This is a genomic window from Dyadobacter soli, from assembly GCF_900101885.1.
In the GTDB taxonomy this organism is placed as follows: domain Bacteria; phylum Bacteroidota; class Bacteroidia; order Cytophagales; family Spirosomataceae; genus Dyadobacter; species Dyadobacter soli.
On sequence record NZ_FNAN01000004.1, the window covers coordinates 72,423 to 96,501 of the forward strand.

General features: G+C 51.0%; 25 protein-coding genes, 1 pseudogene and 1 riboswitch. Of the genes and pseudogenes, 17 read left to right on the forward strand and 9 right to left on the reverse strand.

The genetic code is table 11. The features are described from left to right. Positions 1–69 precede the first annotated feature (69 nt). Positions 70–289, reverse strand: a riboswitch (cobalamin riboswitch). Positions 290–450: 161 nt separating this feature from the next. Then, positions 451–1,179: a 6-phosphogluconolactonase gene (locus BLQ88_RS06770; RefSeq protein ID WP_090147908.1), complete on the reverse strand. Its 729-nt coding sequence runs from the start codon at positions 1,177–1,179 to the stop codon at positions 451–453. Between the two features lie 147 nt (positions 1,180–1,326). Here BLQ88_RS06770 and fumC point away from each other — a divergent pair, with 147 nt between their 5' ends. The 12 genes from fumC to BLQ88_RS06830 all read left to right on the forward strand — a co-directional run bounded on the left by fumC (position 1,327) and on the right by BLQ88_RS06830 (position 10,793). Continuing rightward, complete coding sequence (gene fumC, locus BLQ88_RS06775) at positions 1,327–2,730, forward strand: class II fumarate hydratase (protein ID WP_090147909.1); 1,404 nt, start codon at positions 1,327–1,329, stop codon at positions 2,728–2,730. A gap of 69 nt (positions 2,731–2,799) precedes the next feature. Further along, positions 2,800–3,315 carry a HEAT-like fold family protein gene (locus BLQ88_RS06780; RefSeq protein WP_090147911.1) on the forward strand — a complete coding sequence of 172 codons (516 nt, stop codon included), beginning with the start codon at positions 2,800–2,802 and terminating at the stop codon, positions 3,313–3,315. Positions 3,316–3,362: 47 nt separating this feature from the next. Further along, on the forward strand, positions 3,363–4,304 hold the full coding sequence (locus BLQ88_RS06785; protein ID WP_090147912.1) for a D-2-hydroxyacid dehydrogenase: 942 nt from the start codon (positions 3,363–3,365) through the stop codon (positions 4,302–4,304). A gap of 16 nt (positions 4,305–4,320) precedes the next feature. Beyond that, positions 4,321–5,508 carry a galactokinase gene (locus BLQ88_RS06790; RefSeq protein WP_090147914.1) on the forward strand — a complete coding sequence of 396 codons (1,188 nt, stop codon included), beginning with the start codon at positions 4,321–4,323 and terminating at the stop codon, positions 5,506–5,508. A gap of 34 nt (positions 5,509–5,542) precedes the next feature. Next, positions 5,543–6,685, forward strand: a complete 1,143-nt coding sequence (locus BLQ88_RS06795; protein ID WP_090147915.1) for an aldose epimerase family protein — start codon at positions 5,543–5,545, stop codon at positions 6,683–6,685. A gap of 111 nt (positions 6,686–6,796) precedes the next feature. Then, the gene (locus tag BLQ88_RS06800) at positions 6,797–7,099 is read left to right on the forward strand and encodes a DUF4160 domain-containing protein (RefSeq protein WP_090147917.1); all 303 of its coding nucleotides are present in this window, start codon (positions 6,797–6,799) and stop codon (positions 7,097–7,099) included. Continuing rightward, positions 7,096–7,341, forward strand: coding sequence for a DUF2442 domain-containing protein (locus tag BLQ88_RS06805; RefSeq protein WP_090147918.1), 246 nt, complete (start codon positions 7,096–7,098; stop codon positions 7,339–7,341). Before BLQ88_RS06800 ends, BLQ88_RS06805 begins: the two co-directional genes overlap by 4 nt. Positions 7,342–7,417: 76 nt before the next feature. After that, positions 7,418–8,041 (forward strand): hypothetical protein, encoded by a 624-nt coding sequence (locus BLQ88_RS06810; RefSeq protein ID WP_090147920.1) that lies wholly within the window; start codon positions 7,418–7,420, stop codon positions 8,039–8,041. 138 nt (positions 8,042–8,179) lie between these two features. Next, positions 8,180–8,803 (forward strand): PspC domain-containing protein, encoded by a 624-nt coding sequence (locus BLQ88_RS06815; protein WP_090147921.1) that lies wholly within the window; start codon positions 8,180–8,182, stop codon positions 8,801–8,803. A gap of 33 nt (positions 8,804–8,836) precedes the next feature. Continuing rightward, positions 8,837–9,022 carry a LiaI-LiaF-like domain-containing protein gene (locus tag BLQ88_RS06820; RefSeq protein WP_090147923.1) on the forward strand — a complete coding sequence of 62 codons (186 nt, stop codon included), beginning with the start codon at positions 8,837–8,839 and terminating at the stop codon, positions 9,020–9,022. Between the two features lie 4 nt (positions 9,023–9,026). After that, positions 9,027–10,037, forward strand: a complete 1,011-nt coding sequence (locus tag BLQ88_RS06825; RefSeq protein ID WP_090147925.1) for a toast rack family protein — start codon at positions 9,027–9,029, stop codon at positions 10,035–10,037. Positions 10,038–10,097: 60 nt separating this feature from the next. Next, positions 10,098–10,793: a M15 family metallopeptidase gene (locus tag BLQ88_RS06830; protein ID WP_090147926.1), complete on the forward strand. Its 696-nt coding sequence runs from the start codon at positions 10,098–10,100 to the stop codon at positions 10,791–10,793. Between the two features lie 5 nt (positions 10,794–10,798). Here BLQ88_RS06830 and BLQ88_RS06835 read toward each other — a convergent pair whose 3' ends face one another. Next, positions 10,799–11,518, reverse strand: coding sequence for a head GIN domain-containing protein (locus tag BLQ88_RS06835; protein ID WP_090147928.1), 720 nt, complete (start codon positions 11,516–11,518; stop codon positions 10,799–10,801). 196 nt (positions 11,519–11,714) lie between these two features. On the opposite strand from BLQ88_RS06835, the gene BLQ88_RS06840 reads away from it, so the two are divergent. Genes BLQ88_RS06840 through BLQ88_RS06850 form a run of 3 tightly spaced genes read left to right on the forward strand, consistent with a single transcriptional unit; the run spans position 11,715 to position 15,204 of the window. After that, on the forward strand, positions 11,715–12,308 hold the full coding sequence (locus BLQ88_RS06840) for an RNA polymerase sigma-70 factor (protein ID WP_310590143.1): 594 nt from the start codon (positions 11,715–11,717) through the stop codon (positions 12,306–12,308). A gap of 2 nt (positions 12,309–12,310) precedes the next feature. After that, a complete protein-coding gene (locus tag BLQ88_RS06845; RefSeq protein ID WP_090147933.1) occupies positions 12,311–13,366 on the forward strand; it encodes a FecR family protein in 1,056 nt (351 codons plus the stop codon). Positions 13,367–13,386: 20 nt separating this feature from the next. Continuing rightward, the gene (locus BLQ88_RS06850) at positions 13,387–15,204 is read left to right on the forward strand and encodes a peptidase associated/transthyretin-like domain-containing protein (RefSeq protein WP_090147934.1); all 1,818 of its coding nucleotides are present in this window, start codon (positions 13,387–13,389) and stop codon (positions 15,202–15,204) included. A 5-nt stretch (positions 15,205–15,209) separates the two neighbouring features. Here the strand turns inward: BLQ88_RS06850 and BLQ88_RS06855 are convergent, their stop codons facing one another. Genes BLQ88_RS06855 through nadE form a run of 3 tightly spaced genes read right to left on the reverse strand, consistent with a single transcriptional unit; the run spans position 15,210 to position 17,865 of the window. Beyond that, on the reverse strand, positions 15,210–15,542 hold the full coding sequence (locus BLQ88_RS06855) for a type II toxin-antitoxin system RelE family toxin (RefSeq protein WP_090147936.1): 333 nt from the start codon (positions 15,540–15,542) through the stop codon (positions 15,210–15,212). Next, positions 15,539–15,754, reverse strand: a complete 216-nt coding sequence (locus BLQ88_RS06860) for a hypothetical protein (protein WP_090147938.1) — start codon at positions 15,752–15,754, stop codon at positions 15,539–15,541. Before BLQ88_RS06860 ends, BLQ88_RS06855 begins: the two co-directional genes overlap by 4 nt. 50 nt (positions 15,755–15,804) lie before the next feature. After that, on the reverse strand, positions 15,805–17,865 hold the full coding sequence (gene nadE, locus BLQ88_RS06865) for an NAD(+) synthase (RefSeq protein ID WP_090147939.1): 2,061 nt from the start codon (positions 17,863–17,865) through the stop codon (positions 15,805–15,807). A 108-nt stretch (positions 17,866–17,973) separates the two neighbouring features. Between nadE and BLQ88_RS06870 the strand changes: the two genes are divergently transcribed. Continuing rightward, the gene (locus BLQ88_RS06870; RefSeq protein ID WP_090147940.1) at positions 17,974–19,209 is read left to right on the forward strand and encodes an ABC transporter permease; all 1,236 of its coding nucleotides are present in this window, start codon (positions 17,974–17,976) and stop codon (positions 19,207–19,209) included. Here BLQ88_RS06870 and BLQ88_RS06875 read toward each other — a convergent pair. The 4 genes from BLQ88_RS06875 to BLQ88_RS06890 form a co-directional block, all read right to left on the reverse strand. Next, positions 19,199–19,681, reverse strand: coding sequence for an RES family NAD+ phosphorylase (locus tag BLQ88_RS06875; RefSeq protein WP_090147941.1), 483 nt, complete (start codon positions 19,679–19,681; stop codon positions 19,199–19,201). The genes BLQ88_RS06870 and BLQ88_RS06875 overlap by 11 nt on opposite strands. Continuing rightward, on the reverse strand, positions 19,678–20,112 hold the full coding sequence (locus tag BLQ88_RS06880) for an Xre family toxin-antitoxin system antitoxin (RefSeq protein ID WP_090147943.1): 435 nt from the start codon (positions 20,110–20,112) through the stop codon (positions 19,678–19,680). Before BLQ88_RS06880 ends, BLQ88_RS06875 begins: the two co-directional genes overlap by 4 nt. Before the next feature lie 76 nt (positions 20,113–20,188). After that, complete coding sequence (locus BLQ88_RS06885; protein WP_090147944.1) at positions 20,189–21,349, reverse strand: methionine aminotransferase; 1,161 nt, start codon at positions 21,347–21,349, stop codon at positions 20,189–20,191. 102 nt (positions 21,350–21,451) lie between these two features. Continuing rightward, positions 21,452–22,060: a redoxin domain-containing protein gene (locus BLQ88_RS06890; RefSeq protein WP_090147945.1), complete on the reverse strand. Its 609-nt coding sequence runs from the start codon at positions 22,058–22,060 to the stop codon at positions 21,452–21,454. 148 nt (positions 22,061–22,208) lie between these two features. Between BLQ88_RS06890 and BLQ88_RS06895 the strand changes: the two are divergent. Beyond that, positions 22,209–24,077 (forward strand): annotated as a pseudogene (locus BLQ88_RS06895) (TIM-barrel domain-containing protein); the annotation flags it as partial. Positions 24,078–24,079: the final 2 nt, after the last annotated feature.

Genomic DNA, 24,079 nt, shown 5'->3' on the forward strand with positions numbered 1-24,079 from the left:
CGGGAAGCCTGTGGTATTGCCATAAAATGTGGTAAATCAATGCTTGACCAATCCCCACCCGTGAGGGAGAAGCCATTGAGGATGATGGCAAGTCTCCTGGCTCGTATCATTTTTACCGCCCTTCTCGCCGCGCCGGGGCGCTGCAATGGGTCGCGAGGGTAAAAACAGGCCCTGAATGCTCAGAGCGGATACTTACAGTAGCACGACTGCCCGTGAATTGCACACGGTTCCTTTTTGTTTTGCTATAATTTGGCTGAGGGCACCAAAAGCAAAAACCATCACCCCGATTGACGGGCGTTCACAAAGAACTGCGTCAAATTTAGGCGTATGGTGCATTCGGCTGGAAATGGCTGGTCAATTTCAGTGAAGTGAGTAGAAATTCGTCTTTGTGCAGGATAAAATATCTGAATTGGCCCCTAAATCGTAGGTCAAAAAGTGATTCTGCAAGTGCTAAATCAACCCTGCCGCATCCGCATCCAGTATAAACTCTGCATTCAAATGATTTTGCAAAACTGTTGCGGGGAAATCTTTGGAAACGGGGAATGCAATGGCACGTTGTATAACCGGGGCCTTAGCTGCACCAGAAGCTAGCAAAATGGCGGCCCGGGCTTCGAGAATGTGCCGGATGCCGACGGTGATGCCCCGCGTGAGCGCGGTCGGCTGGTTGAAATATTTCTGCCCTACTTCGACGGTAACGGGATCGAGCTCGGAAATGTGGGCATAGGTATCCCAGGATGTGCCGGGCTCGTTGAGCGCGAGGTGGCCGTTCATCCCTACTCCTAATATGATGAGGTCGAGACCACCGAGGCTCTCTACTATTTTGTTGACGCGGTCGCATTCAGCTTGCGGGTCGAAGGCCTTGCCGTCGAAAAAGACAATCTGATCCGGGCGGAGGCCAATCGGTTTCAGAAAATCGCGGTCGAGCAGGTCGCGGCAGCTGCCGTCGTCGTCGGCGCCGAGGCCGATCCATTCATCGAGTCCGATGAAGATGCATTTGGAAAAATCGACGCGGCCGTTCTGGTTGGCTTTTACCAATGCATCGAACATACCCTTCGGCGAGCTGCCCGACGGAAAGCATATGACCGACTCGGGTTTGTGGTTCATCAGGTCGATGACACGCTCGGCCGCAGCGGAGCTCATAAAGGCGTAATCGGGGTAAATATTGATTCTTGGAGTCATGAAAAGCAGGATTCAGGATGTTGCCGCGCCAATCTAAACATTCTTTTTTCAGACCTAAACATTTATCCAAAAAAAACGCCGGAAACTGCAAACCCGATCCTAACTTTACCGCGCATTGTTCAATTACATTATCATTCTACTTCAAAAATGGAATACCGTATAGAAAAAGACACGATGGGCGAGGTGCAGGTGCCTGCGCATGTATACTGGGGCGCACAGACGCAACGCTCGATCCAGAACTTTCCTATCGCACAGGATATCAATAAAATGCCGAAGGAGATCATCAAGGCCTTCGCATACCTGAAAAAGGCAGCCGCTATCACCAACTTCGAAGCGGGCATTCTGGCACAAGAAAAAAGCGACCTCATCGGACAGGTTTGCGACGAAATCCTTACCGATCAGCTCGACGACCAGTTCCCATTGGTAGTATGGCAAACCGGCTCCGGCACGCAGTCGAACATGAACTGCAACGAGGTGATCGCCTACCGCGGCCACGTGCTGCAAGGCGGCGAACTGGCCGACAAAACCAAGGTCCTGCACCCGAACGACGACGTGAACAAGTCGCAATCATCGAACGACACCTACCCTACTGCAATGCACATTGCGGCTTACAAGATCCTCGTGGACGTGACGATCCCGGGTATCGTGAAGCTGCGCGATACATTGAAAGCGAAAGCGGAGGCATTCAAGAATGTAGTTAAAATCGGTCGTACGCACTTTATGGACGCCACGCCGCTGACACTCGGCCAGGAGTTTTCGGGCTACGCTTCGCAGCTGGATCACGGTTTGAGGGCCATTCACAACACATTGGCACATCTTTCGGAGCTTGCATTGGGCGGTACCGCCGTAGGAACCGGCATTAACACCCCTTCGGGCTATTCCGAGAATGTGGCACGCCACATTGCCGCATTGACTGGGCTTCCTTTCATTACAGCTGAAAATAAATTTGAAGCATTGGCAGCACACGACGCGATCGTGGAGGCACACGGCGCATTGAAAACCGTTGCGGTGAGCCTGATGAAAATCGGTAACGACATCCGTATGCTGTCGTCCGGCCCGCGCTCGGGTATCGGCGAGATCCATATCCCTGACAATGAGCCGGGAAGCTCCATTATGCCGGGCAAAGTGAACCCTACCCAATGCGAAGCCATGACCATGGTAGCCGCTCAGGTAATGGGTAACGACGTGGCGATCGGTATCGGCGGCTCCAACGGCCATTTCGAACTGAACGTGTTCAAACCGCTTATGGCTTACAACTTCCTGCATTCGGCCCGTTTGATCGGCGATGTATGCGTTTCGTTCAATGATAACTGCGCGGTGGGTATCGAGCCGTTGCACGAGAATATCAAGAAGCACGTAAACAACTCGCTGATGCTGGTCACTGCTTTGAATACTAAAATCGGTTACTACAAAGCAGCTGAAATCGCGCAGACCGCCCACAAAAACGGCTCTACGCTGAAAGAAACGGCTGTGGCACTGGGTTACCTCACGCCGGAAGAGTTCGATGCGTGGGTGAAACCGGAGGATATGGTCGGCGAAATCAAAATATAAGCTGGTCCGATGTAAACCGTGTGAATGCCCTGCCGAATTGCGGGGCATTCGCATTTAACATTTACTGCAATGGATATCCGACACGAACTGCTGGCCGATCCGTACCAGTCGAAGCAGAAAGCTACCCAGGTGGCCATGTACGCCTGCACCTCGGAGGAGGCGTTCAGGCATCTGATGCATTGCTTCGAGTCCGACGAATACCGCCTCGCGCAACGCGCCGCGTACAGCGTGAGCATCGCCACGCACGAGCGGCCGGAGCTCATTCGTCCGTACATCGGCGTGCTGGTGAGCCAGCTGAAACGCACCGGTATCCATGACGCCGTGATCCGCAACAGTGCACGCATTTTGCAGGACGTTACGATTCCCGACGAATTCCATGGTGAATTGATGGACGCTGCATTCGATATTGTTGCCAACCGCCAGATAGCCATCGCCATCCGCACGTTTTGCCTGACCATTCTTTTCAACCTGTCCAAAATATATCCGGAGATCCAAAAAGAGCTGCGCGTGTTCCTGGAAGAATCGGTTGAATATGAGCAGGCGGCGTTTCAATCGAGGGCCCGGAAGATATTAAAACGCATTTGATTAGAGGTAAATCCATTTTACCTTGCTCCTTTAAACAAAAACAATAGATGATCATATACTGCCACGCATTACTCGACGGCTCGCTCAATGCCAAACTGAGCGAAGCGCTTTCCCCGCAGCATCAGATCCATTTCCGCACCGAAACGGCCAGCACCGAAGCATTGAAATCCTGGTTTGCCAGCGCCGATTACATCCTCGGTAACCCGCCGGTGGCATGGTTCCAAAGCATTCCCGCTAACCTGAAATTCTGGCAGTTAGATTCGGCCGGCTTCGACCAATATTCATCCATAGCGATTCCCGATCATATCAAAACGGCCAATATGGGCGACTGGTTTGCACGTCCGTGCGCGGAGTCGATCGTGGGCGGTGTGCTGGCATTGTACCGCGGCATCGACCGGCTGACGCTTTTGAAGCAGAAAAACGAGTGGATAGGAACGCCGCTGCGCGGCGAACTGAAACTGTTGTACAAACAGAATGTGATCATCCTCGGCGCCGGAACCATCGGCCAGTCGGTGAATGCGATTTTGAAAGGCCTGGGCTGCACCACGCATTTAATGGCCCGTACCTCGCCCGAAGCCGACATCCGTAGCAAGGAAGATTTGTTTAATGAATTACCGAATACCGATCTGGTAATCAACACATTGCCAGGAACCGCTCAGCATTTTGTAAATGCAGAATTTCTGTCTGCCATGAAAGACGGCAGCGTTTACGCGAGCGTTGGCCGTGGCAGTACCACCGATGAAAATGCATTGATCGACGCATTGAAATCCGGCAAACTCGACGGCGCCGTGCTCGACGTCACCGAAGTGGAACCGCTACCGGCAGATAGCCCGCTCTGGCAAATGGATAATGTGGTCCTGACCCAGCATACCGGCGGCGGACACAAAAATGAGCATATGGGGAAAGTAGATTTATTTCTCAACAATATTTTGGCAATAGAAAACGGCGCCGCCATCGCCAATGAAGTGACCCTTGTAAAAGGCTATTAAACCGACCGAAACTGAAATGTTGACCACAGAAACCGATATCGCAGAAGGTATCCAGGATAAGTATTTTTTGAAATTTGGCACCGCCACTCGCGAAACCGTGCGCGTGTTCCGCTCGCCCGGCCGCATTAACCTCATCGGCGAGCATACCGACTACAACAATGGCTTCGTACTGCCCGCAGCCGTGGATAAGGCCGTATATTTCGTCATCGCACCACGCGAGGACGACCAGGTGATACTCTACGCTGCCGACCTCGACCAGACCTATTCGTTTTCACTCGACGATCTTTCCAAACCGGAGAAGTCGTGGCCGCATTACCAGTTGGGTATTGTGGAACAAATCCAGAAGAAGGGCTTGAAAATCGGCGGTTTTCAGGCTGCATTCGGCGGTAATGTGCCGGTAGGCGCCGGGCTTTCGTCGTCGGCGGCATTGGAATGCTGCTTATTGTTTGCATTGAACGAAATGTACGGGCTGAACCTCGACCGTTTCAGCATCGTAAAAATGTCGCAAAAGGCTGAAAACGAATACGTAGGCGTGCAATGCGGCATTATGGACCAGTTTGCTTCGGCATTTGGTAAAGAAGAATCCGTGATGCGCCTCGACTGCCGTTCGCTGGAATACGAGTATTTCCCGTTCCCGATGAACGATTACCTGATCGTGCTTTGCGATACCATGGTGAAGCATTCGCTCGCAAGTTCTGAATACAACACCCGTAGGCAGGAATGCGAGAAAGCCACCGCTATTTTGCAACAATACGACCCGAAAGTACTGAGCCTGCGCGACGCGACCCCTGCATTGGTAGAAACGCACAAGGACGAAATGGGCGACGTGGTGTACCGCCGCGCGAAGTTCATGACCGAGGAAATCCAGCGCGTACAGGATGCCTGCGACCTGCTCGTGCAAGGCAACTTGCCCGATTTTGGTCAGAAAATGTATGCTACCCACTTCGGCCTGCAAAACGAATACGAGGTAAGCTGCCCGGAACTGGACTTTCTTGTAGCCGAGACATTGGACGATGATTCGGTACTCGGCGCGCGGATGATGGGCGGCGGTTTCGGAGGTTGTACCATTAATCTGGTGAAAAAAGACGCCGTGGATGCTTTTGAAGCAAAAATGAAGGAAGCATATCTTGAAAAATACAAAATAGACCTGCCTTGCTACCGCGTGAAAATCACGGACGGGACCGAGGAAGTTGCGCTCGCATAATCTGACCATTAATACAAACTCTTAACCTTTGACTATGAGAAGAATCCCTTTTTTACTCACCGCGCTGGTTGGCCTGGCCATTTTCAGTTGCTCAAAAACCAAGAATGAAGAAAAAATGATCAGTACTATTTCCAAAGAGGCTTTCGGCCAGCTCCCCGACGGCCAGCAGGCTGACCTTTACACACTGACCAACGCCAACGGAATGACCGTGAACATTACCAACTATGGCGGGATCATCACTAAACTCACTGCGCCGGACAAAGACGGTAAATGGGAAGATGTGGTATTGGGCTTCGACTCACTGGCGCCCTATTTGAGCGGTCACCCGTTCTTCGGCGCATTGGTAGGCCGGTATGGCAACCGCATCGCGAAAGGGAAGTTCAAGCTGAATGGCCAGGAGTATTCACTGGCAATCAACAACGGCCCGAATGCCTTGCACGGCGGTACCAAAGGTTTCGACAAAGTGATCTGGAAAGCGACTGAGATCAAGCAGGATTCCATAGTTGGTCTGCAACTCGAATATACCAGCAAGGACATGGAAGAAGGTTACCCGGGTAACCTGACCGTGAAAGTGGTTTACACGCTCGATAATGACAATGCGATCACCATCGACTATACCGCAACTACCGACAAACCGACTGTTGTGAATCTGACGAACCACTCGTATTTCAACCTCACCGGCCTGAAACGCGACATTCTCGACCACGAAGTAACCCTTGAATCGGACAGCATCGTGCCCGTGGACACTACGCTCATCCCGACAGGCAAACTCCGCGCCGTAGAAGGAACGCCATTCGATTTCCGCAAGTCGACCAAAATCAATGCCGGAATCAACAAAACGGAAGATGAGCAGATCGCAGCCGGCGGCGGTTACGACCATTGCTGGGTGCTGAAACGCAGCGGCGACGGTCTGGTACAGTTCGCCACCGTACGTGAACCGGAAAGCGGCCGCGTGATGGAAGTGTTCACCACCGAACCTGCCGTGCAATTCTACACCGGCAACTTCCTCGACGGCAAACTGACCGGCAAAGGCGCGACCTATTCGAAGCGTTTCGGCCTATGCCTCGAAACCGAGCATTACCCCGATTCCCCGAACCAGCCACAATTCCCAACCACGACGCTGAACCCGGGCGATACGTATAAGACAACTACGAAGTATAAGTTCTCGGCGAAGTAATTTTTCGCTGACCGTTTGATTAGACGTGCATTACCGGCTGCTCATTGCTGGTGCTGCACGTCTTTTTTGTGTGGGGATTTAAGTAGTTTTGGATACACTAGATACACTACTATGCCAAGGATTCTGGAATATTTCGGAATGATCTTTTATTTTTATTCCAATGAACATCTCCCCATTCACATTCATGTTTCGTATAATGAATATGAAAGTGTTTTCGAGATATTCTTTGAGGATGGGACTTTAAAAGAAGTCCGGTTGAGAAGCTCAGGTGGACAGGATCCGCTTCCAGCTTCACAGCTCAGGGAAGCAAAAAAGGTAGTCGAGCATTATGCACAGGATATCGTGAATCGCTGGACCGATTTCTTTGTTCTTAAAAAGCCGGTGAAGGCATTAAAAATCACAAAAAGGTTATGACAAAGGTTATAGAGGCTGAATATTTATCAGGATATAAAATCCTCATAAGTTTTTCTGACAAAACCCGTCAGATCATTGACTTTGAACCATTCCTTTCTGAGCATCCTCATCCACAATACAATAAATACAAAAAGCCAAGCAACTTCAAGAAATTTAAGATCGAGCGCGGTAACATAGTGTGGGGAAAAGACTGGGACCTAATTTTCCCGATCGAGCAGCTCCACGCTGGAAAGATTGACTGACTTTTACGGGTTTTGCCTAATTTTGCGGTATCATTTTTGAAAATCCAGGACAGCGATCCGCATTTGAACATACCCAATGCTTACTAAAACCGTAAAAATCAGCAATGTTACCAACCTCTCCGATGCGCGCTATTGTGCGGGAATGGGTGTTGAAATGCTTGGTTTTTCTATTGACGAAGATTCTCCCAATTATATTTCTCCCAAAAAATTCGAGGATATCTGCTCCTGGTTGGCCGGTGTGACCCTCGTTGCCGAAACGGCGAAGACCGATCCCGACGCCATTATCAGTGCATTGGCGGACTATCCCGTACATGCGGTGCAGGTAAATGACCCTGGCTTGCTCAGCTATCTCCGCACCGATCTCAGCTTGCCGCTCTTGCTCCGTGTGAGCGTCGATCTTTACGACGCAGGCGAAATCGTTCCTATCCTGAGCCGGTACGAAGGTGAAGTGAAGCATTTCCTGCTCGAAAGCGACAACGAAGCCGAACTTGCCGAAGTATGGATGCAGGTTTTGGGGACGGTGGAAGCCGAATATCCTATCCTCGTAGGCTTCGGGCTGGACAATGAATTTACTGTAAGCGCATTGACGGAACTCCTCCCGAATATCGGCATTGCATTGCGTGGCAGCGAAGAAATACGCCCCGGCTACAAGGATTTTGGCTCGATGATGGACATTCTCGAAGCGCTTGAAGAACAATAACGCCGTTTTTCACCCATTTAAAACACATTCTCACTAAAAACATCCGCTTAACACGCCCTCGCGCCGATAATAATTTCCCGGTTTACAGTATCTTGCATTACCTACTACCTTTGATTACAAATAAACACTAAACTAATCATGGAAAAGAAATTGCATCGCATACCTGACCAGGCAGTTTTCGGAGGAGTTTGTGCGGGAATCGCTCAGTATCTGCAAATTGACGTGGTAATAGTCCGCGTGATATTCGTGGTGATGGCGCTGCCGATATTGCCTCCCGGCTTTGGAATGACCGGATTGCTCTACATCATCCTGTGGGCAGTGCTGCCGACCGGCCCCGCCGGAGAGGTCTACACCACCCATAATGTGTTCGGCTCCGAACCTTCCAAGCCGTCCGACCCGGTGTCCGACAAAAAGAGGTCCGATCAAACGATGATGATCCTCGGTGGCGTGCTGATCTTTTTTGGTGGGTTAATGCTGGTGGACGACCTGCCATTCTGGTGGTCCTTTAAAAAATACTTCTGGCCTGTAGTGCTGATTGCCGTGGGTGCGTTCCTGATCCTGCGCCAGCGCGATAAGCAACAGGAGAACAATGCGACCGTATACCCTACGACACCCCCGCCTGTCGATCCGGTAGATCCGGGGCCTGATCCGCAGCCTTACACACCGTTTTCGCCCAGCTCTTCGCCCGAAACGCATTTTCCCGAAGATCCGGAACTGAAAAAGCCTGACAATGGTGACGACGATGTCATCAGAGTCAATTAACCTTCCTGAATCGTACCATAAACTATAATAGCCATGAATTTCAAAAACATTTTCTGGGGAGTGATCCTCATTGTCGTCGGGGCGTTGTTCCTCGTGGAAGAGCTGACCGCCTTCGATTTCGGCCGCTTCTTCTGGCCCATTCTCCTGATCGTGACCGGCGGGCTGCTGCTGTTGCGCAACTTCCTGAATTCCGACACTACTAACCGATCAAACATATAAGATCATGAAAAACTCAAGAGGCATTGTTTGGGGTGGTCTGCTCGTCATTTTGGGGGTCTTCTGGCTGCTCAAAAGCATGAACCTGCTCAATATCGACTGGGACCTGGCACTGCCCTACTGGCCGGTACTGCTGATCCTCGCCGGGGCGATCCTGATGGCCGCTGGCCGGGAACGCGGCTCAGGTGGCATCGTGGCGTTGCTCATTACCCTCGCCGTTTTTGGAGGTGTGGTCAACAAAACGCACCAGGCATTCGACAACCACGGCGATCACTGGAATTTCGGCTGGGACGATGACGACCATGACTACGGCTACCATCACGACGACGACGACGATGAAAAAGACGAAGATTACCAGAAAGAGCATTGGAAAAACGGCGACCGCCCTATCAACGGCTCCTACAATTACGAAATGGAGGATTTTATCCAGAAAGCCAATTTCAACCTCGAAGGCGGTGCCGGATCATTTTCGCTGAATGGCAACACGGCCAAGCTTTTCGAAGCAGCCACTACGAGTACTATCGTGGGATTTAAATCAACCACGTCGGTCAATAAGCTGAACAATTCTGCTTCGGTAACCTTGAAAATGGAAGAAGGCAACGTCAAACTCAAAGATGGCGAAATGTCGAACCAGGCTAAAATCCATCTCAATGATAAGCCTGTCTGGAATATCGACCTGGGCATCGGCGCAGGAAAAGGGGATTTTGATTTCAGTAATTACAAAGTGGAAAAACTGAAAGTAAGTACCGGCGTGGCCGATATGGACATTCGGCTCGGAGACAAAATGCCTACCGCTAATGTTGACATCGAGGCCGGCGTAGCCTCGGTTACGCTCGAAATCCCTGAATCCGTCGGCTGCGAAATGCGTATGGACGGTGCATTGAATGCCAAAAACATGGAAGGTTTGAGCAAGGTTGGCAATGGCTATTACCGTACCTCCAACTTCGACACCGCTGCGAAGAAAGTGATCGTGCATTACGAAGGCGGCTTGACCAGCATCAATATCAAACGCTACTAGTCATTATTTCGAATTCAGCAAAAAGAATATCTTTGCAGCCTTTGCAAGGATATTTTTTTTATGTTTAAAAATGCGTTTTTACTGCTGATTACCGGTTTCGCAGCGTCTCACGCCGCTGCCCAATCACCGAAACAACTCCCTGCTATCGAGCAGAAAATGGTTGAGCGAGGGTTAGTAGATGTTCAAAAGGTTGATCCTAACATCAGGGTCGAATTGAAATACTCCACTACCGACAACTTCATCGGCCGCGACGTGTACGGCGAGCTCACGCGTGCATACCTGCAACCCGAAATGGCCAAAAGACTTGCCAAAGCCAATGCATTACTGGACAAGAAAAAGCCCGGCTACCAACTGCTGGTCTACGACGCGGCGCGTCCGAACTCCGCCCAGTACGATCTTTGGAATGCATTGGACCAACTGAAAATACCGGCGCGCAGCAAAACGCAGTATGTGGCCGATCCCAAAATCGGTTCCAATCACAATTTCGGCTGTGCTATCGACCTTACCGTTGTCGATGAAAACGGCAAACCGCTTGATATGGGTACAAAATTCGATTTTTTCGGCCCGCTGGCATATCCGCGTTCCGAACAGGAAATGCTGAAAAAAGGAAAGCTGACGGCCCGTCAAATCGAGAACCGCCAGCTGTTGCGAAGTGTGATGACCCAGGTGGGATTCAAGGTCAATACCACGGAATGGTGGCATTTCGATGGTATGTCGAAAGCACAAGCCCGGGCTAAATATGGAATGATCCCCTGAAAAAATTAATCAGCGCGGACACTACTCCCACCAGTTACTTCCTTTTCTACTTTCGGATTACCGCGGTAACGCACATTGCTCGCACCGCTGGCTTTTACATCGAGAAGCCGCGTAACCCACACTTTGGCATTACTGGCGCCGGAAACGTCCAGGTCCGACTCTTCCGTTTCGAGTTCGAATGCATTGAGCTGCGAGGCGCCCGAAGCTTCGCCATCGACAAATTTCATTTTACCAAAAGTGTTCAACTGTGACGCGCCGTTGATGTCGAACTTCAACGTAGTACCCGTTCCTTCAAAATCGCATTGGGAAGCACCCGAAAGCTCGATCTCAATGCTCGGCAGGTTTACAAAATCGTTGATCTCCGCATCTACCGCGCCCGAAAAATCGACTCCTGCCAAATCGGGCATCGTAATGTCGATGTCCATGCGCTGGCGCTTCCTCCAGGAGTTGTTGTAGCGGGCCGTCAGCTTGCCGTCCTGCACGAAAATGTTGAGATCGTCGAGATCGTTCCGCTCGCCGGTGGCTTCCACACTGAACGACGATCCGGCAACGACGTGCACACGGATCGCGTCGCTTACTTCCAGTTCATCGAAATTGCGGAAATCATAAGTGCGTGTGGTTTCGCCTCTTGGTGGAATGTCTTCATCCTTGTTTACATAAACACAAGACTGAAAAACGGCAGCGATACTGAGGGCAATCGAAAGTTTAAGAAATGTTTGTTTCATGGCTAAATGATGTTTTTAACCAAGACAAGCGGCCCCCTGTTTCCCCCTATTCAAAAAAATAAAATTTCTCATAGGGGGAAACAGGGGGCAAGTTGTCTCTATCCAAAGGACATCCATAATGACCGCTCTTCTATATCAGGAACCGCTAATCGAAAGAGATTATCTATTTTTGACCGAAAATCAAAAACAGATAACGGTGCACTCTTCCGACCCAGAAATAGTCAGCGCGATAAGGCGGGGCGATGAACAGGCCTTTGAGCAGACCTTCCGGACCTATTATTCGAGGCTGTGCAACTATGCATGTACAATGCTCAAAGATGAAGAAGAGTCCGAAGAGGTCGTGCAAACGGTGTTTCTGACGATCTGGGAGAAGCGGGAAGACCTCGAAATTACCCTTTCGCTGAAATCCTATTTGTACCGGGCCGTGCATAACCATTGCCTCAACCGCTTCAAGCACGCTACCGTACGTGAGGCGCATAAGGATTATACCATGCATTTTTCAAGCGGTTCGTACGACTCCGTGACCGAAGTAATACACGCCAGCGAACTGGAAGAGCGCATCGAACGCGCCGTAAGCACATTACCCGAGCAATGCCAGAAAGCATTCAGGCTGAGCCGTTTTGAGGAATTGAAATATCAGGAAATAGCAGATCAGTTGGGAATATCCATTAAAACGGTGGAAAATCAGATAGGGAAAGCATTGAAAATTCTGCGCGCGGAGCTGGCGGATTACCTGCCGGTGACGCTTTGGTTGTGTTGTAGCATTGTTGAACAGTTAATCAGATCGTAACCATGAACTCATCTCATGCAAACATATCGGAGGAACTGTTGGCGCGCTACCTGGGCAACACAGCTTCCGAATCCGAAAAAAATGAAGTAGACGCATGGCTCGCCGAATCGGAAGCCAATGCACGCGAACTTGCGACCTACCGGCTGATCTGGGACCATACGGCTTCCATGAAAAAATCCGCCGCGACGGTCGATACAGACGCGGCCTGGAATAAAATGAAGGGCAAAATGGCGGCGGGTAAGGCTGCACCTCCCGTAGCTGATGCCTCGTCAAAAGTGGAAACCCCGGCCAGGGAAGCGAAAACAATCGAATTCAGGCCCGAAATGCGGAAACGCCGGTTACCGATAACGGTTTGGGCCGCTGCAATGATCGCCATTTTGGTGATGGCTTTCGGCTGGTTCTTCCTGATCACCGACAAGACGCCCGAATCGCTGAATGTGGCCACTACCAATAATACCACCGAACAGCTTCTTCCCGACGGTACCAAGGTTTTCCTGAATTACAATTCGAAATTAACCTATCCTGCAAACTTCACAGGCGATCTGCGGACGGTTTCATTGCAGGGGGAAGCATTTTTTGATGTAAAACCCGATGCGGCACATCCGTTTGTGATCCAAGCCAATGGCACGGAGATCCGCGTTCTGGGAACGTCTTTCAATGTAAAGGCTTATAACGAGGCTCCAGTGCGGGTGGATGTCGCGACCGGGAAAGTACGTGTGACCAAAGACGCCCACCGCGTGGAACTGGTGAAAGGGCAAAGCGCGGAAGTGCTGAAAGATTCGATCCGCAGCCTGCAAGCAAACATGAACCTGATGGGCTACCGGACACAGATTTACGAGTTCAATGCGGCCGATCTGCAAGACGTCGTCAGCTCGATCCGCGACGGTTACCACGTGGATGTGCGGCTGTCCAACGACCAGATCGCGCAATGCAGGCTCACGATCCGCTTCGAAAAAGAACCGGTAGACGCCACATTATCCGTCATCGCCGAAACCCTCGACCTCAGCCTTCGGAAGGAAGGCAACGTGTACTGGCTCGACGGAAACAGTTGCCAATAAGAACTACAAGTCATCTTGCTTTGAAACTACTTTACAGAATCGCTTTCTGGTGTATCTGCGTTTGCTTGCTCTCTCGCCCCATTTCGGCCCAGGATTTGCTGGAAAAACGCATTAATCTAAAAGTGACCAACCAGCCACTCGACGAAACTTTGCAAAAAATCGGCAATATCGGCGGTTTCAGCTTTTCATACAGCCCGGATATGATCGATGTCAAAAGCCGTGTGTCTATCCAGGCGGAAAACCGCAGTATACGCGAAATACTGGTCGCCATTTTTAAAGACAAAGTCACCTTCAAGGAACGCCGCAAGTACATTATCCTTCAAAAAAAAGCGGAAACCGAAAAGCCGGAAATACCTGAAGACTTCGATCTGAACGGCTACATTATCGACAATAAAACAGGCAAAAAGCTCGCTAATGCCAGTATTTTCGAATCGGTGACACTAGCTTCCGCGGTCAGTAATCAATATGGTTATTACAAAATTCGCCTTCCGGCGGCACGCTCTTCGCTTCGGCTGGAAGTCCGGCGGGAGGATTACATCGGCAAATCCATTCCGATCCCCACGCGCAAGGACACCTATTTACAGATTTCACTCAACCCGGATACGCTGAAACCCATTTCGGGAAAGGTCGCGACGCACACACCCGTGCAGGTGGATTCGCTGCATACCAAAGTGGCCATTCCCCAATTCGAAGTGGCGAAAGTGGAACTGCCGCGCGACACCATGTTTATCGACAGTTCGGCCAGCGGGAAAGCCATCACCTGGGAAGATTACGAATCGCTTCGCAAAAAATACCGGCGCGTGCAGAACAAATTCGTGAGCGCATTCGCTTCCGCCAAGCAGGCCGTGCACACCCGGAACATTGAAGACACGCTCTATGCGCCCTTCCAGGCGTCTGTTTTGCCGTTTCTGGGTACGAATCACGGCCTGAGCGGGAATATTGTGAATGAATATTCCATTAACCTCATCGCCGGTTATTCGCTGGGGGTGTCCAAATTTGAGATCGGTAGTTTGATCAACGTCGTGCGGGGGAATGTTACGGGCTTTCAGTTCGCGGGCGTGAGTAACATCGTAGGCAATGATGTAGTGGGTTTTCAATATGCCAATGCGCTCAACATGACGCTCGGTAACTTCACCGGCTTCCAGGGAACACATCTGCTCAACTATATAGGACATAATTTAAACGGCGTCCAGGTTGCAGGTGTGGGTAACGTGGTGGTGGGCGAATTGCGCGGCTATCAGTTTGCGGCCGGTTATAACTATGCGCATACGGTCAAAAAAGGTCACCAGATCGGCGCCGTCAACTACTCGGACTCTACGGCTACCGTTCCATTCGGGCTATTCAGCTGGGTGCATAGCAATGGTTACCGCCGCTACGAGTTCTCAACAGACGAGTTCAACTACTTTAATACCGCATTCAAAACGGGGGTAATGCGCTTTTACAACATTTTCAACCTCGGTTTCAGCGGCCTGGCCAAAGATAAGCCGCTCTTTACTATTGGTTACGGCTTCGGAACGGCGCAAAACCTGGGAAGAGGATGGAGCGCCAATGCGGATCTCACGGGGAGCCTGGTGCTACTTGAACATAATATCGAAGACGACATTAGCCAGGGGATCGTCAAGTTCACGTTAGGAATGGAAAAGAAAATAGGCGGGAGATTCGCGCTATTCGCAGGTCCGTCGATCAACACTTTCTTCGCCAAGCATTCGGGCCTGATCAATCCGGAAGCCAAAAAAGGGCTTTCACCCGTTTGGGTAGGGGAAAAACCCGACGGTTCGAGTAAAGTTTACGGCTGGATCGGGTTCCAGGCCGGGATACGGTTTTTGAATAAAATGTGAGATTACTATTTCTGGGGGATTTCTGAAAGCAGCTGGTTCAGTTCGTCGTCAGAGATGTCTGATTGTTCCGATTTGTCGTAAATCGAAATCAGAAATACTTTGTTTTGAACCACTTTCACATGAGTAATCACCCTCGCTCCTCCCCGCTTTCCCTTACCTTTCGACTTAATGGATAGTCGAATTTTGTAAAAGCCTTTGGGAAGTGCTGTTCCGATAAACGGATTACTTTCAAGTTGTTCGATCAAGTCGAGAAGCTCGTTGGCCAATGACGAAAATTTCTTTTTGAGCCTTTTAGCTTCCTTTTCAAAGTTCGGCAGGGTCTCGACTTCAAAACTCATAGTTCTTTGAGGAAATCACGTGCCGAACGTGTTTTCAGTTTTCCTTCTTCGACCAAAGACAACTGCTTAACGCCTTCCCTGATATTCGCGTGAACCTCCTCATCCGAGTCTTCCGCAGCCTCCTCGCTCACTTTTACGAACGGGAATTTATTTAAAAGATCGCGTAAGAAGTTAAGCTCATGATCCTCCACTTCGACTGTTAGCGTAGCCATAGCATCAGTTTTAATTTTAATAAATATAACAAAACCCTACCTCATTCCCATCAAAACCCAATCCGTTTCCGCCCGTTCTGCACAGCTGCGCCTTGTACGTACGCGCGCAGTTCCGCGAGTTCTTTCTCAAAACCACCCGACAGTATCGGGAAGCGGCACCAGGAGCGGGGGTCGAGATTGCGATCGTCGAGATGAAAGGATGGGGCGTAGCGCTCGCGCTTCCATTGGTTGCGGCTCCATAGTTTAAAGAATCTTTCCGTCCAGCCGAGCAGCTGTTCCACACTATAAATGTCTTTGTAGCGCACATACAGATTTCTGTACGACTCCAAAGGCGACTTTTTATCTCTGATCGCAAATCCTTCCAAATCATTGAGGAACTCGTAAGGCATCAGATCGGCCTCGTCCGTCTGCGTTTGGGCGAGCGGGCGGAGTTCGGCAGTCGGTTGCAGGCTGTTCACTTTCTTCAAACCTTCAATGCGAATATGCCTGCCCTTCACTTCACAGCCAACCGTTTCGAGCCAGCGGAGCCATTGTCGCAGGTAATGCTTATCAATGCCAGCGAGCGGACTAATGCTGCCGGAAGTATCGCCATCCATGGTAGCATAACCCACAGCGGCTTCCGAGCGGTTGGAAGTAGCTAGCAAGAGGTGGTTCGACAAGTTGGTCAGCAGCCAAACTCCCGGGGCACGAACCCTCGCCTGAATGTTCTGTAATGCGATATCATCCTGATCCCAGGTCAGCTTGCGGCCGATCTGGCCTTCAATAAGGCCCTTATAGGTTTCGACGAGCCCGTTGATATTCACGTTATAAAATGTAGAACCAATGGATTCTGCGAGCGATTGTGCCGATTCAAGCGTATCGGAAGAGCTATTTTCGGTGCCCTGGTAAATATTGTGGATCAAAACTTTGGCCAAATCTTCCTCCGTTTTGGCAGACTGAATGTCTTTGATATAAGAAAGTTTCTGCTTGAAGCGATCCATACCGATGCTTTCGTCGGCCAGCCGGATCATTAACCCGCCCAATGCAGTGCAGGCGCAGGAATCGGCCCCGCCGGAAAGCGATATCGTAAATCCATTCGAACGGCTTTTTCGCAGGTAATCAAACAATGCAAGACATTCCGCCCTGGCGAACTCCTCTTCCTTCAATGCACCGCCCTTTTCAAACGGCTCGATTTCCGGGATTTGAGGTAACACCGGTTCGATTTCCGGGAAGTCGAACCGCGCGGGAATGCGCCATGTGCGCTCCTTCGAGGAAGCCGCTATTTTGCTTTGCACCTGACTCAAACGAGTATACTCCGTATCGATCACCGCCGTCGTGATCACATAATCCTCGTAACTGAACCGCGGGCTCGAAGCCAGCAGATCACCGTTCGAAGCAATCATCGCATCACCATCGTAAACGGCCCTTCCGGCCTCATTACCCAGCAGATTCGTATAAATATAACTGCATGAAAATGACCGGGATGCGTCTACAACCAGCTTTTCACGCACCATAAACTTGTTGAATGCGAAATGGCTCGCGCTGGGGTTCAGGATAATGTCGACACCGCGCTCGTAATGCCTGCGCGCAGGACGATTGGCTACCCAGCCGTCCTCGCAAATCTCGAATGCAATCTTCACGCCATGCGAACCACCCTGGATCGGGCCGGGGGACACATCGAAAATCACATCGCCGATCGGGTAAAACATCTGGTTCACCTCGATGCTTTCCACCGCGCCCGGCTGCCACGGCCTGAACCACCGCGCTTCGTAATGAATGCCGTTGTTCGCCAGGTTTTGTTTACAGTAAAAACCGGCGATTTGCTTGTTGGATATGAGGCAGGCCGCATTGTACAAACTCCCGTTATGCCGCAACGGCAAACCTACCGCCACGATCATTCCCGCCGTTTCCTCCGCGATTTCGAGCAGGCACCTTTGCGACTGTTCCACCATATCGGGCGCGAAAAAGTAGTCCTCGCAGCCGTAACCCGAAATGCACAACTCAGGCAGGCACAGCAGGCTTACATCCAGCTTTCTGGCCGCCCTGATCGCGTCGATGATATTTCGGGTATTGGCCTCCCAGGCCATGGGTGTCTGGTTTACAACTCCGGAAGCAACTTTGATCAATGGCATGGACGATGGTATGGTTTTCGGATCGAACTTAATAAAAAAATGCCTTTTTCGAACCGCTAAGGTTTTTTCCTATTTTTGTCAACAACTAATTTAAAGAACAGATTCCTCTTGCAATTTCCCTCATTCATCGCCAAACGGATACGCCATAACGAAGCAGGATCGTTTTCTGCCACAGTTTCGCGGATCGGCGTGGCCAGTATTGCCATTGGTGTTGCGGTGGGAATCATCGCCTTTGCGGTGCTGCTGGGCTTCAAGCAAACCATCCAACAAAAAATATTCCTTTTCAGCGCGCATATCAATGTAAATGCGTTTTCCCAGGGTAATACTTACGAAGAAGCCCCGCTGCCGGTCAAAAATGCGGTGTCGGAAATTCTGCCGACGATCCCGGAAGTGAAGCGCTGGCAGGCCGTAGCACACAAATCGGGCATTCTGAAAACACCCGACGAAATCAAAGGCGTAATCCTGAAAGGCGTAGGCAAAGATTATGATTGGGAAACTTTCAAACCGAACCTCAGGGAAGGAAAGCTCATCGACCGCACCGATTCGTCGTCCGTCAACTACGGCTACTCGTCCCAGATCCTGATCAGCCGGAAGATAGCGACGCAAATGCGCCTCAAAACGGGTGACGACGTGATCATGTATTCACTCCAAAATCCGCCCAGGCCACGCAAGCTGGTCGTTTCGGGTATCTATGAAACCGAAATGGAGGAATTCGACAACAACCTGATTATCGGGGACATTGGCCTGGTGCAGCGACTGAATGGCTGGGGTGCGGATTCCATCGGTACTTATGAAATTTACCTCAAAGATTTTTACGACCTCGACGCGGTTACCCATAAGCTCCGCCGCGAGTTGCCGCCCGGACTGTTCCTGCAAAAAGTAACAAGCCTTTTTCCGCAAATTTTCGACTGGCTCGTGCTGCTCGACCGCAATACGGCCGTATTCCTCGTGCTAATCCTGTTCGTGGCCTGTTTCAATATGATTTCGATCCTGCTCGTCATGATCATGGAAAGAACGCCGCTGATCGGGCTGCTCAAAACGCTCGGGAGTCCTAACCGGCAAATCCGGATGATTTTTTTTCAGGTTGGCCTGGACATGGTCCGTAAAGGTATTGTCATCGGCAATGCAGCCGGCTTACTGCTATGCTGGCTGCAATACCAGTTCAAACTCATCCCGCTCGACCCGGTCAATTATTACATGGATACCGTACCCATTGTATTCGACTGGGCAATTTTCGCGATAGTCAATGTAGTCACCGTCATCATCACAGCCGCCATCCTACTCATCCCGACGCTCATCATCACGCGGATTCAGCCTATCAAAGCATTGTTGTTCAAGAAGTAGGTTTTCGGGCTAAAAGTTTGGCGAGCAAACGAAGATCCGCCGAGAAATCGACCGGTGGTAAAAACTGAATGTCACCGAATTTTTTGGCAAATGGATTCAAAATCACATTCCTTTCCGAGGGCACAATCGCCGATGGCGCGGTAAATGCTATAATGTCCGGGTCACTCAAAATCTGCTCGCCAATCCATTGCGAGTAAGAAATATCGTTCATCCAACTCTTCTTCAACTGACGATCGTCGACGTGAAAAACCAGGTTATCGTCATCAGGAATGGTGATTTGGAGCAATGCAAGGCGCTCCATACTTTCCCGAAGCTCCGCATGGACGTACTTTTCCAATAAGGCAAGTGAAAGATTTTGGCTGGCGTAAATGCAGGGGCAACCTATGGGATTCCAGCGCCCACCGAACAGCTTCGCGCCCGATCCCGACAAGTCATCAATGTACGCCCTCGCAGCAATGCGGTAGGCGATCATATGTACACGCCGTGTTCCATGCGCCCCAGCTCATTGCAGATCAGCTTCACGCCCCAGAACGACCGCAGCGTAGAAAAATCCTGCGTTTCGCCAAGCACCTCCCGTGGGGTACGGAGCCATTTCTCAAACGCCCGCAAATCCCCGAATACTTCCAGGCCAAGCGCAGCCATGTTTTCAAGCTGGTATAAATGCTCGGCATACAGCCCCTCAAAAGGCTTATCTTCTTTCAAATACCGATGCAAAGTCCTGTCACTGATGTGCAGAATTTCAGCCCATTCAAGCTGCGTAAAAAGAAACTTTTCAGAAAGCTCCTGAAAGCGCTCAACCGGAAATAAATCCACGGCTTTGCGCGCCACATACAACACTTCGGGCTCCTCGGCGATACGCAGAGGGGCTACCTGGTCATACTTTTGATATTGAATCGTTTTCATACCGTCCGAAATTTGTCAGATTAAGTTACGACTTTTTTCGAAGGTATCAAATTCCTAACTAGCCTTCCAAATCTTTTTACCAAAGTGCCCTCCTCAACAATTCTGCGGCTTTCAGCAAGGTCTCATCATGCTTGGCGAAGCAAAATCGGAGTGTTTTGAAGTCAGTTTCTCTGCCATAGAATGCAGACACGGGTATTGAAGCGACACCCACTTCCCTCGTAAGCCGCTCAGCGAGCGCGAGGTCGTTTTCGTCGGATAAATTGGCGTAGGAAACATTCTGAAAGAAGCTGCCTTCCGATGGTTTCAGCACAAAACCGATGTCCTTAATGGCTTCGTTGAACAGATCTCTTTTGCGCTCGTAGAATGCAGCAAGCGACAGATAATGCTCCGGTTCGCCGAGGTACTCGGCCACAGCGAATTGAAACGGTGTAACGACGCTGAATACCAGGAATTGATGGATTTTACGGAATTCCGCAGTCAAATCCGCAGGAGCCAGGCAATACCCGAGTTTCCAGCCGGTCGTATGGAATGTCTTCCCGAAAGAACCACACACAAAACTGCGCTCGGCCAGCGACAGAATAGATGCCACCGAAATATGTTGCCGACCGTCAAAAACTATGTATTCATAAACCTCATCGCTGATCACGATCAGGTCGTGCTCTTCGGCTAGCAATGCAAGCGCCTGTAAATCCGAAGCCGCCCAGACCTTGCCGGTGGGGTTGTGCGGCGTATTGATGACGATCGCTCGTGTTTTTCCAGTAATGCGCGCCTTCACCGCTTCCCAATCGACGGATTCATAATGCGGATCGAGCGTTACAAATACGGGGATACCTCCGCTGAGCTCGATCGCAGGTACATAACTATCATAAGCAGGCTCAAACACGATCACCTCATCACCCGGATGCACCACGGTGCTGATCGCCACGAACAATGCTTCGGTAGCGCCGCTGGTAACGGTAACCTCCGTCACGGGATGATACTCCCGGCCGGACGCCTCGAAAGTCTTCTTCGCAATCGCTTCGCGCAAGGGTAATGCACCCGGCATAGGCGCATACTGGTTCTTACCCGACCGCACATATTGGTCGACAAGCCGCTGCAAGTCCGGCGAGCAATCGAACTCCGGGAAACCCTGCGCCAGGTTCAGCGCCCTGTGCTCTTCGGCCAGCGCCGACATTTTGGTAAAAATGGTAGTCCCGACGTTGGGAAGCTTCGATTGCAACCGGTTTTTCAACAACATATCCAAAATCGTATTAAACAAATACCGTGTCAGCGGCGAAACCAAAGATAATGCATGGTTGCCTCGCTGACACGGTATGAATGCCAAAGTATCTAATTTCCGCTACCGGCCGTCATAAACAGCCTTCAAAACTGCTTTAACATCGGGCGTATTGTCAAAATCTTCGTCCACAAATGCATAACCCATCCGGCGGTCGCGGCCGAGTGTGAAGAGCGAAGGCGTGAAAACCTCCTCCGAAATGCCGGCAATGCGGTCCCAGATTGGCGAAGTTTCAGAAAACACGCCATATGAGCGTGCGACGTTGTAATTTTTATCGTGGTAAATCAGCGCGCCGGCGTCCAGTTTCCGCGTAATGCGCCCGATCTCCTTTTGAGATTCATTGGTCAAAATCAGCAGCTGCCCTCCCAAAGCCTCCACCTGCGGGGCGAGTGCTTTCAGGGCTTCCAGGTGCTTCGGCGCGTAGCTGCCCCAGCAGTTGCAATAAAAACTGAGAACAAGCGGTTTGAAACGGACCAGATCGAGGATCGAGCGCGATTCGCTGTCGGCCGACGTGCTCGTGAGCGATGTCACCGGAAACCCTTCCTCATTCCTCAGATAGAATAACGGTGCCAGGTCGCCTGCCTTTGGTGGTTCGATCTGTTCTTCCGTTACCCGTTGTTTCAGCTGTAAAGTGGACACATTGCCCAGTTCGTCTTCAATTTCGTAGTACATAATGCCAGGGGTCTTCTGATTTCGGAGCTCAAATTTATCATTAATCTATTTATCCTACAAATTTAATAGACTTAATTTACCACCATCCTGTTTAGTAATATCAAATGGTCCGCTGCTTATAACATCGATCCAAGCGCTACTAAACCCCATGCGACACCTGAAAACCGCCCTTTCGGCCCTGCTTCTGATTTGCATTCCCGCCCTGCTTTTCGGGCAGATTATCACCTGGAAAGAAATCCACCCGGGTGTTTGGAAAGGTACCGCGGGCAAGCCTGACGCTTACGACCTGCTCAAAGCAGCGGAAACAGCCGCCTCGCCCGCGCTTGCGAAACTCCCGAAGCAGGACTTCCCGCTCGATCGATCAGCCATCGCATTTCAGCTGAACAATGGGAAATCCTACCTGCGCCTGCCACTTCAACGAAACGAGCAGCTTTACGGCTTTGGGTTGAATTTCCAGACCATTCACCAGCGGGGCCGCATTATGCAACTCCACGCCGACCATTACGGAAAGTCCGACAATGGCCGCACGCATGCGCCGGTGCCGTTTTATGTGTCGTCGCTCGGTTATGGGGTATTTGTGAATTCTGCGAAATACATCGATGTGTACGCGGGCTCGGGCGTGCGCAAGGACAGCAAGAATCCGCCGAAGATCATGGACCGCAACACCGATAAAAACTGGGAAGCGCATCCCTACTCCGACGCGGTGGAAATGCTGATACCCGCCGAGGGCATTGAAATCTACGTTTTTGCAGGTCCCAAACCCATCAACGCGATCGAGCGCTTCAACCTGCTGAGCGGCGGAGGCTGCCTGCCGCCACGCTGGGGGCTGGGCTTCACGCAACGCGTGCACCGCCTCTACACCGCCGACCAGGTGAAGCAGGAGGCCATAGCATTTGAAGAAAAAGGTTACCCGCTCGACTTCATCGGCCTCGAACCTGGCTGGCAGACCAAATCCTACCCCTGCACATTCGAATGGGACCGCTCGCGCTTCCCCGATCCGGCAGGGTTTGTAAAGGATATGGACAAAATGGGTGTCAAAATCAATCTTTGGACAAATCCTTACGTTTCTCCCGACGCCTCCATTTACAAAGCGATAGCACCTTACACCGGCTCGCACACCGTCTGGAACGGCATTGTCCCCGACCTTTCCATGCCGCAGGCACGCAAGATACTGTTCGATCAGTTTGAAAAAGAGCATGTCAAAATCGGTGTCAGCGGCTACAAGATCGATGAGGTGGATGGCTACGACTCCTATCTCTGACCGGATGTGGCTACATTTCCTTCCGGTCGTTCCTCCGAACAGATCCGTCAGACCTATGGGTTGCTTGTTCAAAAACACAGCTTCGACATGTTCAGGCGCAACAACATGCGTACATACGGGCTCGTGCGCGCTTCCAACGCGGGCGGGGCGCCGTTTCCCTATGTGATTTACAATGACAATTACAGCCACGAAGATTTCATCACCGCGCTCATCAACAGCGGCTACGCGGGCGTGCTCTGGACGCCGGAGGTACGCGCGTCGAAAACCGCCGAAGAATGGCTCAGGCGCTTTCAAACGGTCTGTTTCTCGCCGATGGCTATGATCAATGCGTGGTCGAGCAGTATGCAGCCGTGGACATTCCCCGAAGTAGCGCCGCAGGTCAAGGCATTGGCTGAGCTGCGGATGCGCATGATGCCCTATTGGTATTCCGAATTTGCTAAATACCATTACAACGGCACGCCGCCATTCCGCGGGATGAACCTGGAAGAAGGTTTTGGAATAAACATGGAAAAGGAAAAAACGACCGCCAACCTCCACGAAAACCCCTACGAAGAAGCCGTCACCCGCGAGGTGAAGGACCAGTATATGGCGGGCGAATACCTGCTCGTAGCACCGTTGTTCACAGGACAAACTTCCCGAAAGGTGATTTTGCCCAAAGGCAAATGGTACGATTTCTACACCGGTAAGCTGGCAGGTGACGGCGAAGTGATCACCATAAATCCAGGAATGGACCAGATTCCGGTTTTCGTGAAAGACGG